Here is a 14,295-nt window from a genome sequence, read left to right on the forward strand (position 1 = left end):
TGGCACGACAACTGCAGCCGGCCTGAATACGATCGGCTGACCAATCGTTCCGGCTTCAGGTACCGGGACCGCCGGCATCGGCGCTCGTGATACGTGTCTGGTCGCCACCGTTGTCGAGCCATGTACGCAGACGCGTCGCGTCAGCGAAACGCGAGTACTTGCCCGACGAATCGAGCAGCACCAGGATCATCGGCCGGCCGTGGATGGTCGCCTGCATCACGAGACACTCACCCGCTTCGTTGATGAAGCCGGTCTTCTGCAGACCGATGTCCCACGTCGGGTTGCGCACCAGCGCGTTCGTGCTGTTATACGCGAGCGTGCGCTTGCCGGTGTACACCTCGTAGCTGTGATCGGTCGAGAACTTGCGGATCAGCGGGTACTGATACGCCGCGTTGACCATCTTCACCAGATCGCGCGCGCTCGACACGTTCATGCTCGTCAAACCGGTCGGGTTCTCGAAGTGCGTGTCGTTCATGCCGAGTTGCCTGGCCTTCGCGTTCATGGCCGCAAGGAACGCCGGACGGCCGCCCGGGTAGTAGCGCGACAACGCCGCCGCCGCACGGTTTTCCGACGCCATCAGCGCGATGTGCAGCATGTCTTCGCGCGACAGCACCGAGCCCACCGCCAAGCGCGAACCGGTGTTCTTCTCGTAGTCGCGGTCTTCGTCGGTGACTTCGAGCTGGTCGGTCATCGGCTCTTTCGAATCGAGCACCACCATCGCGGTCATCAGCTTGGTGATCGACGCGATCGGTACCACAGCACGCGAGTTCTTGTCGAACAGCGTCTCGCCGCTGTTCTGATCGATTACGTAGGCGACGCTCGAGCGCAGCATCAGCGCGTCCGGCGTCTCGTGCAAACCAAACGCCTGGCCGACGCTCGGCTGGCGCGGCTCGTACGCGACGCGTCGCATCACAGAATGGTGCCGGCCGTTCGCCGCGAATGTCACGCGCTTGCGTTTGACGCCGGCGCGCGGCGCATCTTCGTCTGCGGCAGCGGCTTTCACGGCCTCGCCCTTGCCTGCTATCGCTGCGTCAGCCTTGCCGGCTTTCGCCGCACGGCTCGAGACTTTTTCAGTGGCGGCCGCTTGCGCCGGCTTTTTGGCGGTTTTTGCGTGTTTGGAAGTTTTTGGGGATGCAGCAGACGTAGCTGCAAAAGTGCTGACAGGCGTAGCGAACGCCGCTGCGACGGCCAGCGAGACGGCGACCGACAGAGCGGTGCTGCGCGCCGCGCCGTGGAGCGCTTTTAGCGACGAAAACATGTCGGTTTTCATGGGTGTTCGATAGGGAGCGGCGAGAGGTTTCCGCAAGTGTAGTAAAGCAACGAAAAATTAGCAATTTGAAGCACTTATACGCGGTCCTTAAACCGGCTTGTCAGCTCCGATCGCGAAAACACGAATAAGTGCCGCGTCTTGATCGAAAAAAACGATCGTCGCCAGCAAGCCTCGCCATTGCTGCCGTCCAGCCCAAACCGAGCAGATCCTTGCAGGATAACGGCAATCTTGAGACAACCTTGATCCGGGGAAATACTGTCAGAGCGCCGGCGCAAACTACTGCACCGCGCCATAAGGGCGTCGCGAGCGTGCGGCAGACTTTTAAGTGCCTGACGAAAGTCGCTACCGCGCGTTCGACTGCCTTCGTTCTTTAACGTTCCTTGTCATCCGGTGGTTTACATCGAATTGATGATGATGGATTTTTCAGGGGCAAATCGCTGCGATGCAACCCCTCTCAGCCCGAATAAAGGCTTTGACGGCGAAAAATAATTTCCCGGCCGCCTCTTCCGGGGTCGTTTATCTCGCACCAGCTAGGTGCAGCGACTCAATCGTTCCGCGTCATATTAATGATATGCATACTGCATAACCTGTTGTTTTATCGGCGTTTTCTTAACATTGTGCGACGCACAAAAAACGCTTGACATTCCTTGTGACCATCCTAAAATGGGAACCATTGCTGCGATGCACAATACATCGCGGCCCAGGCGGACGATCAATCGGCGTCTTGCCACCCACCCAATGCGGTCCGCACAGACCGGCCGCAATCCAGGAGCGTAAACCATGACTCTGCTGACCCCTGAGCAATTCGCCGCAGCCCAGAAAGCCAACTTCGAAACCCTGTTCGGCCTGACGACCAAAGCATTTGAAGGCGTCGAAAAGCTGGTTGAGCTGAACCTGCAAGTTGTGAAGTCGACGCTCGCCGAAAGCCAGGAAAATGCCCAACGCGCGCTGTCCGTGAAGGACGCACAGGAACTGCTGGCACTGCAAGCAAGCCTCGCGCAGCCGGTGGCTGAAAAGGCGCTGTCGTATGGCCGCCACGTGTACGAAATCGTTTCGGCAACGCAAGGTGAATTCACCCGCGTTGCGGAAGCGCAATTCGAAGAGCAAAACCGCAAGGTTCAGGCGCTCGTCGAAAACGTCGCCAAGAACGCACCGGCTGGTTCGGAAACCGCTGTCGCCGTGATGAAGTCGGCTATCACCGCCGCCAACACCACGTACGAAACGGTCCACAAGGCAACCCGTCAGGCTGTCGAAATCGCCGAAAGCAACTTCAACGCAGCCGCAACGGCCGCTTCGAAGGCAGCTTCGCAAGCCGCTGCGCAAGCATCGCGCGCTGCCGCCAAGAAGGCAGTCTAAGCTTCACGCATGCATCAACTCGCCAGGCGTTAAACACCTCGCGTCGTCGTCTTTCACGCCGGCCCAGCCTACGCGCTGCGCCGGCGTTATCGCAAGCAACAGCGTCGTGCCGTTGCCGCTTATACGGTTTGATTGGCCGAACGCTCCGATACGTTGCAATGGACGTATCGTTTGCCCGGCCGCCAAGCCGGGATTTTTTTGCCCGCCTACCGGCCGCCAGGAAAACAGAAACGGCGCGCTCCGACATGGAGCGCGCCGTTTTTCTTTGCGCCACAGCCTGACGCACTTCGCCGGGCCCGCATGTCGCCATGCATTCCCGGCGCACCGCTTTACTTCTTCTTGACGGGCGGCAGATCGGTACAGACGCCTTCATACAACTCGGCCGCCATGCCGATCGATTCGCCGAGCGTCGGATGCGGATGGATCGTCTTGCCGATATCCGTTGCGTCCGCGCCCATCTCGATCGCGAGACAGACCTCGCTGATCAGGTCGCCCGCGTTCAGACCGACGATACCGCCGCCGATCACGCGATGCGTCTCCTCATCGAACAGCAGCTTCGTGAAGCCTTCGTCGCGGCCGTTGGCGATCGCGCGGCCCGACGCGGCCCACGGGAATACCGCCTTGCCGAACTTGATGCCTTCGGCTTTCAGCTGGTCTTCCGTCTTGCCGGCCCATGCCACTTCCGGATCGGTGTATGCCACCGACGGAATCTGCATCGCGTCGAAGTATGCTTTCTCGCCATGCGCGGCTTCCGCCGCTACGTGGCCTTCGTGCACGGCCTTGTGCGCGAGCATCGGCTGACCGACGATATCGCCGATCGCGAAGATGTGCGGCACGTTCGTGCGCTGCTGATTGTCAACTTCGATGAAGCCGCGATCCGTCACCGCGACCCCGGCCTTTTCCGCGCCGATGCGCTTGCCGTTCGGCGAGCGGCCCACGGCCACCAGCACGAGGTCATAGCGTTGCGGCTCGGCCGGCGCCTTCTCGCCCTCGAACGACACGTAAATACCGTCGTCCTTCGCTTCGGCCGCGACGGTCTTGGTCTTCAGCATCACGTTCGCGAACCGCTGGCTGTTGTACTTCTCCCAGACCTTGACCAGATCGCGGTCCGCGCCGGTCATCAGGCCTTCGAGCATTTCGACGACGTCGATTTGTGCGCCGAGCGTCGAGTACACGGTCGCCATTTCGAGGCCGATGATGCCGCCGCCGATCACCAGCATGCGCTGCGGAATCTGGCGCAGTTCGAGCGCGCCGGTCGAATCGACGACCCGCGGATCTTCCGGAATGAACGGCAGCTTCACCGCTTCCGAGCCCGCGGCGATGATCGCCTGCTTGAACTTGACGACCTTCTTGCCGCCCTCGGTCTGCACTTCCATGTGGTTCGGATCGACGAACGCGCCGGTGCCCGTCACCACTTCGACCTTGCGCATCTTGGCCATGCCCGCGAGACCGCCGGTCAGCTTCTTGACCACGCCCGATTTGAAATCGCGCAGCTTGTCGAGGTCGATCTGCGGCTTGCCGAACGTGATGCCGTGCGACGCGAGATCAGCCGCTTCGTCGATGACGAGCGCGGTGTGCAGCAGCGCCTTCGACGGGATACAGCCGACGTTCAGACACACGCCGCCGAGCGTCGGATAACGCTCGACCAGCACGGTCTTCATGCCGAGGTCGGCGGAGCGGAACGCGGCCGAATAGCCACCGGGGCCCGAACCGAGCACGAGCATGTCGCACTCGATGTCCGCACTGCCCGAATAGCTGCCGGCCTGCGGCGCCGGTGCGGCGGCCTTCGGCGCGGCAGGCGCCGGCGCGGGCGCCGCCTTTTCAGGTTCCTTCGCTGCCGGGGCGACCGCGGCCGCGCCGCCCGCCGCTGCCTCGACGAGCGCGATCACCGTGCCCTGCGAAACCTTGTCGCCCGGCTTAATGCGCACTTCCTTGACGGTGCCGGCGGTATCGCTCGGCACTTCCATCGACGCCTTGTCGGATTCGAGCGTCAGCAGCGACTGCTCCTGCTCGATGACGTCGCCCGGCTTGATGTTGACTTCGATAACGTCGACGTCCTTGAAGTCACCGATGTCCGGCACTTTTACTTCGACGAGACTCATGGTGTCCCCTTCTCTTATTGATCGATGATGAGCGGCGCGTTCGGGGCGCATGGCGCACGCGAACGCGCGGACGGCGCGACGCGGAACGGTCGGAACTATCCGGTCCCGCGCCGGCGGACCTCATCAGCCGGTCAAAGAATCACACGCCGGAAATCGGCAAGAATCGAACCGAGGTATGCGTTAAAGCGCGCGGCTTCCGCTCCGTCGATCACGCGATGGTCGTACGACAGCGACAGCGGCATGGTCAGGCGCGGCTCGAACTGCTTGCCGTCCCACACCGGCTTCATCGCGCTGCGCGACAGGCCGAGAATCGCGACTTCAGGCGCATTGATGATCGGCGTGAAGTGCGTGCCGCCGATACCGCCCAGCGACGAGATCGAGAAGCAGCCACCCTGCATCTGGTCCGGCTTCAGCTTGCCTTCGCGCGCGGCCTTCGACAGGTCGGCCATTTCCTTCGCGATGTCGACGAGACCCTTCTTGTCCGCGTCGCGAATCACCGGAACGACGAGGCCGTTCGGCGTGTCCGCGGCAAAACCGATGTGGTAGTACTGCTTGAACACCAGGTTGTCGCCGTCGAGGCTCGCGTTGAAAGTCGGGAATTTCTTCAGGGCCGCCACGCAGGCCTTGATCACGAACGCGAGCATCGTGAACTTGACGCCCGCCTTTTCGTGTTCCTTGTTCAGCTTTACGCGCAGCGCTTCGAGCTCGGTGATGTCCGCTTCGTCGTTGTTCGTGACGTGCGGGATCATGACCCAGTTGCGATGCAGGTTCGCGCCCGAGATCTTCTTGATGCGCGACAGCGGCTTCGGATCGATCGGACCGAACTTCGTGAAGTCGACCTTCGGCCACGGCAGCAGATTCAGTTCGCCACCGCCGGCGGCCGGCGCGGCGGCTCCTGCCGGCGCCGCGCGCTGGCCGGTCATCACGCCCTTCACGAACGCGGTCACGTCGGCCTGCGTAATGCGGCCCTTCGGACCCGTGCCCTTCACCTGGCTCACGTCGACGCCGAGTTCGCGCGCGAACTTGCGCACCGACGGCGAAGCGTGGCTCGGATGACGCGTGCCGCCTTCGCCGGCCGGGATCAGCGGCGCCTGCGCGAGCGCGGACGGCGCGGCCGGTGCCGGGGTCGGCGTGGCCGGCGCGTCGGACGGCTTTTCGACCGGCGCCTTCGCGGCCGGTGCGGGCGCGGGTGCCGGGGCAGCGCCGCCTTCCGCTTCGATCACGACGATGACCGAGCCTTCCGACACGGTATCGCCAACCTTGACCTTCACTTCCTTGACGACGCCGGCGGCCGAGCTCGGCACGTCCATCGTCGCCTTGTCGGATTCCAGCGTGACGAGCGACTGTTCCTTCTCGACGCGATCGCCGACCTTCACCGCGATCTCGATCACGGGAACATCTTTGTAGTCGCCGATATCCGGCACCTTGATTTCCTGCGCGCCGCCGCCTGCCGCCGCGGGCGCCGCGGCGGGAGCTGCCGCCGGCGCCGGTGCCGGTGCGGGCGCAGGAGCTGCCGCCGGCGCGGGCGCCGCGGCAGCCGCGTTGGCGCCTTCCAGCACGACGATCAGCGTGCCTTCGGACACCGCATCGCCAACCTTGACCTTCACTTCCTTGACGACGCCGTCAGCCGAGCTCGGCACGTCCATCGTCGCCTTGTCGGATTCCAGCGTAACGAGCGATTGCTCTTTTTCGACGGTGTCACCCGCCTTTACCAGCACCTCGATCACAGGGACGTCCTTGTAATCGCCGATGTCCGGCACCTTGACTTCGATCGCTTGACTCATTGTTAGTGTCTCCTGGGCCGCGCACGCCGCCTGCCCCTCGCGACGAGGAGCAGGCGCGTGCATCGTGGCACACGGGTGATGCCTTAGACGGTCATCGGGTTGGGTTTGGCGGGATCAAGGTTGTACTTCTTGAGCGCCTCGGCGACCACCTTGCGTTCGATCGTGCCTTCGTCCGCCAGCGCGTTGAGCGCGGCGACCGTGACCCAGTAGCGATCGACTTCGAAGAAGTGACGCAGCTTCTCGCGCGTGTCCGAACGACCGTAGCCGTCGGTGCCCAGCACGACGAACTTCTGCGGCACGAACGCGCGGATCTGCTCGGTCAGCGCACGCACGTAGTCGGTCGATGCGATGACCGGACCCGGCGCATCCTTCAGCAGCTTCTCGACGTGCGACAGCTTCTTCTCTTCGGTCGGGTGCAGCAGGTTCCAGCGCTGCACTTCGTGACCTTCGCGCGCGAGTTCGGTGAAGCTCGGCACGCTCCACAGGTCGGCGTTCACGCCCCAGTCGTTCTTCAGCAGGTCGGCCGCGGCGATCACTTCGTTGAAGATCGTGCCCGCGCCCATCAGCTGCACATGCGGCGTCTTCTTGTCAGCGGCGCTCTTGCTGAACGAGTACATGCCCTTGATGATGTCGGCCGCCACAGTCTCGCCCTGCGGGATCGCCGGGTGCTCGTAGTTCTCGTTCATCACCGTGATGTAGTAATACACATCTTCCTGCTCGGCGACCATGCGGCGCAGACCGTCCTGCACGATGACCGCGAGTTCGTAGCCGAAGGTCGGGTCGTAGCTGATGCAGTTCGGCACCGAAGCCGCCCACAGCAGCGAGTGGCCGTCTTCGTGTTGCAGACCTTCGCCGTTCAGCGTCGTGCGGCCGGCCGTACCGCCCAGCAGGAAGCCGCGCGAGCGCATGTCGCCAGCGGCCCATGCGAGGTCGCCGATGCGCTGGAAGCCGAACATCGAGTAGAAGATGTAGAACGGGATCATGATCTCGCCGTGCGTCGAGTACGACGTCGCGGCCGCGATCCAGTCGGCCATGCCGCCGGCTTCGTTGATGCCTTCCTGCAGGATCTGACCGGTTTCCGACTCACGGTAGAACATCAGCTGGTCGGAATCTTCCGGCACGTACTTCTGGCCGTCCTGATTCCAGATGCCGATCTGACGGAACAGACCTTCCATACCGAACGTACGCGACTCGTCCGGCACGATCGGCACGACGCGCTTGCCGAGCGCCTTGTCCTTCAGCAGGATGTTCAGGATTCGCACGAACGCCATCGTCGTGGAGATCTCGCGGCCTTCGCCCGTGCCCTTCAGCAGCGGCTCGAATGCCGACAGTTCCGGCACCGGCAGCGACTGGGCCTTCTGACGACGCGCCGGCAGATAGCCGCCGAGGTCCATGCGCCGCTGGCGCATGTATTCGAGTTCCTTCGAACCTTCCTCGAAGGTCAGGTACGGCACGTCGACGATCTGCTCGTCCGTAATCGGCAGACGGAACTGGTCGCGGAATTTCTTCAGCTGCTCCACCTGCATCTTCTTCTGCTGGTGGGTGATGTTCATCGCCTGGCCGGCTTCGCCCATGCCGTAGCCCTTGATCGTCTTCGCGAGGATGACGGTCGGCTGGCCCTTCGAATTGGTCGCTTCCGTGAACGCCGCGTAGATCTTGTGCGGATCATGGCCGCCGCGGTTCAGATTCCAGATGTCGTCGTCGGACCAGTCGGCGACCAGCGCCTTCAGTTCCGGCGTGTTGAAGAAGTGCTCGCGCACGAACGCGCCCGACTCCGACTTGTACGTCTGGTACTCGCCGTCGACCACTTCCATCATGCGGCGCATCAGCGCGCCCGACTTGTCGCGCGCGAAAAGGGCATCCCAGCGGCTGCCCCAGATGACCTTGATCACGTTCCAGCCGGCGCCGCGGAATTCGCTTTCGAGTTCCTGGATGATCTTGCCGTTGCCGCGCACCGGACCGTCGAGACGCTGCAGGTTGCAGTTGATCACGAACACGAGATTGTCCAGCCGCTCGCGGCCGGCCATGCCGATCGCGCCGAGCGATTCCGGCTCGTCCGTTTCGCCGTCGCCGAGGAAGGCCCAGACCTTGCGGCCGTCGGTCTTAGCGATGCCGCGCGCCTGCAGGTACTTCATGAAGCGCGCCTGGTAGATCGCCATGATCGGGCCGAGGCCCATCGACACGGTCGGGAATTGCCAGAAGTCCGGCATCAGCCACGGATGCGGATACGACGAGATGCCCTCGCCGCCGACTTCCTGACGGAAGTTATCGAGCTGCTTGTCGGTCAGGCGGCCGAGCAGGAACGCGCGCGAGTAGACGCCCGGCGACGAGTGGCCCTGCACGAACACGAGGTCACCACCGTGCTCGGCCGACGGTGCGTGCCAGAAGTGGTTGTAGCCGACGTCGTACAGCGTGGCGGCCGACGCGAAGGATGCGATGTGGCCGCCGACGTTGGTTTCCTTGCCGGCGCGCAGCACCATCGCCATTGCGTTCCAGCGGGTGTACGAGCGGATGCGGTGTTCGATGTCCTGATCGCCGGGGTTCTTGGCCTGGCGCGCGACCGGGATCGTGTTGATGTAAGGCGTATTGGCGGAGAACGGCAGATGTTCGCCGTGCACGCGTGCAAATTCGATCTGCTTTTCGATCAGGTAGTGGGCACGGTCAGGGCCTACAGCAGAAATCACGCCATCCAGCGCTTCCAGCCATTCGCCGGTTTCCTGGGGATCGTCGTCTTTCTCGGCGGCGACATATTTCATGACTTCGTCGGGTACAGCGGACATGCTCGTCTCCTGGATATGGGGAACGCACTTTGAACAGATCACGCGGACGCAGGATAGGCCGCGGCAGCACCGGCCGATTGTAATAAGGGTCCCGACGTGAACGCAATCAAATTTTCAAATTACGAGATCAATTCTCACAATGCGGAAAATTGCTGCAACGCAACCTGGTTTGACTGCCGTTAGACTCATCCGTCGGCTAGTTTGCGCCGATTAACTGCACTTTCCGCGCTTTTTTGCGCCATTTGTCGGGGACGTGCTGAGCTACAATGCCACGCATGTTGACCGAACGGCTTTTCTCTCGCTCGGCGCGCACCGCGGGTTCGCCGGCGGATTCGTCGCCGTCCCCGCGCTGGCACCACGGACCCTGGTGGTCCAATTCCTATTTGCTGACGCCGCTGCTGTCGATCCTGGTGTTCCTGGTCGTCATGAGCCTGATTCTCTGGAGTCTGAACCGGCGCGAACAGCAGCAGCAGGAAGACACGCTGTACCGCAACGTCGCGTGGGCGCAGCAGCAGATCCGGCTGTCAATGACAGGCGCGCAGGAACAGATCCAGGCGCTCGCGCGCGACCTCGCCGCCGGCCATGCCGACGAGCATTCGTTCCAGGTGAACACCACGGACATCATGCAGGGGCACCCCGAGATCCTCTACATGAACTGGTACACCGCTCAGCAGCAGCCGCGCTGGCCCAATGCCGCGCCGCCGGTGCTCGGCCAGCGGCTCGCGCGCCCGAACGACGCGCAAATGGACGAAGCGGTCAAAGCCGGTTTCGCCGAAGCGCGCAACACGCGCCGCCAGGTGTACTCGCCGCTCATCTACGACGACCTCGGCAACGGCTTCATCACGCTGCAAACGCCGATCTTCCGCGACCGCGATTTCCTCGGCACGATCGCCGCGGTGTTCTCGGTGGAAGGCATTCTGAAGCGCGACATCCCGCCCGAGCTGTCGGCCAAATACAAGATCTCGATCATCGACGTGAACAACCGCGAGTTGACGACCACGTCGACCCGCCCGCGCCTGCCGCGCGACATGTTCTACGACCTGCCGCTCGACCCGCCGGGCCAGGGCATCTCGGTGCGCGTGTACGCGTTCCCGCAGATCACCAACTTCACGAACAACACGCTGGTGTGGCTGGTGGCCGGCCTCTCGTGCTTCGTGCTGTGGAGCCTGTGGAGTCTGTGGAAGCACACCCGGCAGCGCTTCGAGGCGCAGCAGGCGCTGTACGCGGAAGCGTTTTTCCGCCGCGCGATGGAAAACTCGGTGCTGATCGGCATGCGCGTGCTCGACATGCACGGCCGCATCACGCACGTGAACCCGGCGTTCTGCCGCATGACCGGCTGGGACGAAAGCGACCTCGTCGGCAAGAGCGCGCCGTTCGCCTACTGGCCGCGCGACGCGTACCCCGAGATGCAGCGACAGCTCGACATGACGCTGCGCGGCAAGGCGCCCTCGTCCGGCTTCGAGCTGCGCGTGCGGCGCAAGGACGGCTCGACGTTCCACGCACGGCTCTACGTGTCGCCGCTGATCGACAGCTCGGGCCGCCAGACCGGCTGGATGTCGTCGATGACCGACATCACCGAGCCGAAGCGCGCGCGCGAAGAACTCGCCGCTGCCCACGAACGCTTCACCACCGTGCTCGAAAGCCTCGATGCCGCGGTGTCGGTGCTCGCCGCCGACGAAGCCGAGCTGCTGTTCGCGAACCGCTACTACCGGCATCTGTTCGGCATCCGCCCAGACGGTCACCTCGAGCTCGCGGGCGGCGGCTTCGACAGCTCGCAGGCGTCGTCCGATTCGATCGACATGGTCGACACCTTCGTCGGCCTGCCCGCCGCCGCGCTGACCGAAAGCACGGCCGACGCGCAGGAAATCTACATCCCCGGCATCCAGAAGTGGTTCGAGGTGCGGCGCCAGTACATCCAGTGGGTCGATGGCCATCTCGCGCAGATGCAGATCGCGACCGACATCACGACCCGCAAGCGTGCGCAGGAGCTGGCGCGCCAACAGGACGAAAAGCTGCAGTTCACGAGCCGCCTGATGACAATGGGCGAAATGGCCTCGTCGCTCGCGCATGAACTGAATCAGCCGCTCGCCGCGATCAATAACTATTGCTCCGGGACCGTCGCGCTGGTTAAATCCGGTCGAACGACGCCCGACAATCTGCTGCCGGTGCTCGAAAAGACCGCACAACAGGCGGTGCGCGCCGGCATGATCATCAAGCGCATCCGCGAGTTCGTGAAACGCAGCGAGCCGAAACGTCAGGCCACGCGGGTCGCGGATATCGTCGCCGACGCGGTAGGTCTCGCCGAAATCGAGGCAAGGAAGCGGCGGATTCGCATCGTCACCGATCTGCGCTCGCGGCTGCCGGTGATTTACGTCGATCCGGTGCTGATCGAGCAGGTGCTGGTGAACCTGCTGAAGAACGGCGTCGAAGCGATGGCCGAAGCGCGCCCGAATGCGGTCGACCCAGTGATCCGGGTGGTCGTGCGGCTGGAGAGCGGCTTCGTTTGCATCAGCGTCGTCGATCAGGGGCCGGGCGTCGACGAAACGACCGCCGAGCGTCTGTTCGAACCGTTTTACAGCACCAAGTCCGATGGCATGGGCATGGGGCTGAACATTTGCCGTTCGATTATCGAATCGCACCGCGGGCGTCTGTGGGTGGTCAATAATGTCGAATCCGACGGCCACATCACGGGCGCCACGTTCCATTGCAGTCTGCCTATTGGGGAGCCTGACGGCCCGAGCAACGGCGGGTCCGAGGCGCCGACACCACAAACCGTTACGGGAGAGCTATGAACAGCCCAGTCACCACCCAGGAAACCGTCTTTGTCGTCGACGACGACGAGGCCGTGCGAGATTCGCTGCGCTGGCTGCTGGAGGCGAACGGCTACCGCGTTCAATGCTTCCTGAGCGCCGAACAGTTCCTCGACGCATGGCAGCCGCATCAACATCCGGGCCAGATCGCGTGCCTGATCCTCGACGTGCGGATGTCCGGCATGAGCGGGCTCGAGTTGCAGGAACGCCTGATCGCCGACAACGCTTCGCTGCCGATCATCTTCGTGACGGGTCACGGCGACGTGCCGATGGCGGTGTCGACGATGAAAAAAGGCGCGATGGACTTCATCGAAAAGCCGTTCGACGAAGCCGAACTGCGCAAGCTCGTCGAGCGCATGCTCGACAAGGCGCGCAGCGAAAGCACCAGCGTCCAGCAGCAGCGTGCCGCGGCCGAGCGCCTCGGCAAGCTCACCGCGCGTGAGCATCAGGTGCTCGAGCGGATCATCGCGGGCCGCCTGAACAAGCAGATCGCCGACGACCTCGGCATCAGCATCAAGACGGTCGAAGCGCATCGCGCGAACATCATGGAAAAGCTGAACGTCAACACGGTCGCCGATCTGCTGCGACTCGCGCTGTCGAACAAGCCGCAAACGGCGCAGTAGCGTCGATATGGGCGGCCCTTCGCCCGGAGGGCCGGTTCTGCGTGACGGCCATGAGTGGCAGTTGCGTCGCCCGTTCGTGACGGCGTGTGCGTCGCTGGGTCCGGCGTGCGCGTGGCGTGCGAGCGGCCTGCCGCGCCGCCCGCGTTGCGCTTTCTTGCCGTCACACGTCCCGCCCCCTCCCATCCCGTACGCTTCCTCGCGCGACGCGGGCCCCGAATCCACTGCGGAAGCGCACGCCCCGCGCCGGTATAATGTCCGACTTTGCAGCGGCGCCTTGCCCGAACCGGCAACACGCCTGTCGCAGGGCGACCCAGCTTCGTCAAGCAGCCGAAGCACGCCGTCGTGCACCCCTTCCGCGCGAGCGCTTCGCCCCGCCAGCCAAAACCGCCTGCCCCGAATCGATTCCCGATCCCAACCTCGACTCAACGTTCGACCGACCATGACTGCCAAACTGATCGACGGCCTTGCCCTCTCCAAGACCCTGCGCGCCGACGTCGCGGCGCGCGCCGCAGCCCTGACCGCCCGCGGCCATCAGCCGGGCCTCGCCGTGATTCTGGTCGGCGACAATCCGGCCAGCGAAGTGTATGTGCGCAACAAGGTGAAAGCCTGCCACGACAACGGCCTCGGCTCGTCGTTCGACCGCTATCCGGCCGACCTGCCCGAAGCCGACCTGCTCGCGCGCATCGACGAGCTGAACCGCGACCCAGCCATCCACGGCATCCTCGTGCAGCTGCCGCTGCCGAAGCACATCGACAGCCACAAGGTGATCGAGGCGATCGCGCCCGAGAAGGACGTCGACGGTTTCCACGTCGCCAACGCGGGCGCGCTCCTGACCGGCCAGCCGCTGTTCCGTCCGTGCACGCCATATGGCGTGATGAAAATGTTCGAGGCCTACGGCATCGAGCTGAAGGGTGCCAACGCGGTGGTGATCGGCCGCTCGAACATCGTCGGCAAGCCGATGGCGCTGCTGCTGCTCGAAGCGGGCGCGACCGTTACGATGTGCCATAGCAAGACGCGCGATCTGGCCGCGCACACGCGCAACGCCGATGTCGTGGTCGCCGCGACCGGTCTGCGCAACATCCTGACCGCGGACATGGTGAAGCCGGGCGCGACCGTGATCGACGTCGGCATGAATCGCGACGACGCCGGCAAGCTGTGCGGCGACGTCGACTTCGCGGGTGTCAAGGAAGTGGCCGGCCATATCACGCCGGTGCCGGGCGGCGTCGGCCCGATGACGATCACGATGCTGCTCGTCAACACGATCGAAGCGGCCGAGCGCGAGGCAAACGCGGCCAAGGCGTAAGCGCCGGGCGATCAGTGCGAGGCGGAGCGAGGTGACTCTTCCGCCTCGTCCACGGGCTCATCACCCCCCCTTCTCGCAGCCCCGCGCTCATCGCCGCGCCGCCAGATCCCGCGGCCGACACCCCGCCCCAACGCGCGCCAGCGCACCGCAACATCTGTTAATTTGTCAGCCGATGGATTGGAATCGGCGCCTCCCGCCCCAATACTGTCCTTTGCCGGTGCCGCCGCGCGCCGTGCGCCGATCGTCGAGCGACACGCCACGAGACGG

8 protein-coding genes are annotated in these 14,295 nt (G+C 63.8%); 4 read left to right on the forward strand and 4 right to left on the reverse strand.

Translation table 11 applies throughout. From position 1 onward, the window contains the following. Positions 1 to 55: 55 nt before the first annotated feature. Complete coding sequence (pbpG, locus tag AB3X86_RS05430; protein WP_368595185.1) at positions 56 to 1,270, reverse strand: D-alanyl-D-alanine endopeptidase; 1,215 nt, start codon at positions 1,268 to 1,270, stop codon at positions 56 to 58. A 780-nt stretch (positions 1,271 to 2,050) separates the two neighbouring features. Here pbpG and AB3X86_RS05435 point away from each other — a divergent pair. Further along, positions 2,051 to 2,626, forward strand: a complete 576-nt coding sequence (locus AB3X86_RS05435) for a phasin family protein (protein ID WP_013089827.1) — start codon at positions 2,051 to 2,053, stop codon at positions 2,624 to 2,626. Between the two features lie 329 nt (positions 2,627 to 2,955). On the opposite strand, the gene lpdA is transcribed toward AB3X86_RS05435, so the two are convergent. From lpdA to aceE, 3 genes are all read right to left on the reverse strand, one after another. Next, on the reverse strand, positions 2,956 to 4,728 hold the full coding sequence (lpdA, locus tag AB3X86_RS05440; protein ID WP_368595186.1) for a dihydrolipoyl dehydrogenase: 1,773 nt from the start codon (positions 4,726 to 4,728) through the stop codon (positions 2,956 to 2,958). A gap of 131 nt (positions 4,729 to 4,859) precedes the next feature. Next, positions 4,860 to 6,512: a dihydrolipoyllysine-residue acetyltransferase gene (gene aceF, locus AB3X86_RS05445; protein ID WP_368595187.1), complete on the reverse strand. Its 1,653-nt coding sequence runs from the start codon at positions 6,510 to 6,512 to the stop codon at positions 4,860 to 4,862. A gap of 83 nt (positions 6,513 to 6,595) precedes the next feature. Continuing rightward, a complete protein-coding gene (gene aceE / locus AB3X86_RS05450) occupies positions 6,596 to 9,292 on the reverse strand; it encodes a pyruvate dehydrogenase (acetyl-transferring), homodimeric type (protein ID WP_368595188.1) in 2,697 nt (898 codons plus the stop codon). A gap of 275 nt (positions 9,293 to 9,567) precedes the next feature. Between aceE and fixL the strand changes: the two genes are divergently transcribed. From fixL to folD, 3 genes are all read left to right on the forward strand, one after another. Continuing rightward, positions 9,568 to 12,084: a PAS domain-containing sensor histidine kinase gene (gene fixL / locus AB3X86_RS05455; RefSeq protein ID WP_217710116.1), complete on the forward strand. Its 2,517-nt coding sequence runs from the start codon at positions 9,568 to 9,570 to the stop codon at positions 12,082 to 12,084. Then, positions 12,081 to 12,725, forward strand: coding sequence for an oxygen response regulator transcription factor FixJ (gene fixJ / locus AB3X86_RS05460; RefSeq protein WP_008922736.1), 645 nt, complete (start codon positions 12,081 to 12,083; stop codon positions 12,723 to 12,725). Before fixL ends, fixJ begins: the two co-directional genes overlap by 4 nt. A gap of 439 nt (positions 12,726 to 13,164) precedes the next feature. After that, entirely contained in the window at positions 13,165 to 14,028 is an 864-nt protein-coding gene (gene folD / locus AB3X86_RS05465) for a bifunctional methylenetetrahydrofolate dehydrogenase/methenyltetrahydrofolate cyclohydrolase FolD (RefSeq protein ID WP_368595189.1), read from the forward strand. The last annotated feature ends 267 nt before the right edge of the window (positions 14,029 to 14,295 follow it).

The organism is Paraburkholderia sp. BR14374 (assembly GCF_040948685.1).
GTDB lineage: Bacteria > Pseudomonadota > Gammaproteobacteria > Burkholderiales > Burkholderiaceae > Paraburkholderia > Paraburkholderia youngii.

Bases quoted from the DNA above. Each gene is read 5' to 3' on its own strand.
- pbpG (WP_368595185.1), bottom strand. From the start codon at position 1,270: ATGAAAACCGACATGTTTTCGTCGCTAAAAGCGCTCCACGGCGCGGCG.
- AB3X86_RS05435 (WP_013089827.1), top strand. From the start codon at position 2,051: ATGACTCTGCTGACCCCTGAGCAATTCGCCGCAGCCCAGAAAGCCAAC.
- lpdA (WP_368595186.1), bottom strand. From the start codon at position 4,728: ATGAGTCTCGTCGAAGTAAAAGTGCCGGACATCGGTGACTTCAAGGAC.
- aceF (WP_368595187.1), bottom strand. From the start codon at position 6,512: ATGAGTCAAGCGATCGAAGTCAAGGTGCCGGACATCGGCGATTACAAG.
- aceE (WP_368595188.1), bottom strand. From the start codon at position 9,292: ATGTCCGCTGTACCCGACGAAGTCATGAAATATGTCGCCGCCGAGAAA.
- fixL (WP_217710116.1), top strand. From the start codon at position 9,568: ATGTTGACCGAACGGCTTTTCTCTCGCTCGGCGCGCACCGCGGGTTCG.
- fixJ (WP_008922736.1), top strand. From the start codon at position 12,081: ATGAACAGCCCAGTCACCACCCAGGAAACCGTCTTTGTCGTCGACGAC.
- folD (WP_368595189.1), top strand. From the start codon at position 13,165: ATGACTGCCAAACTGATCGACGGCCTTGCCCTCTCCAAGACCCTGCGC.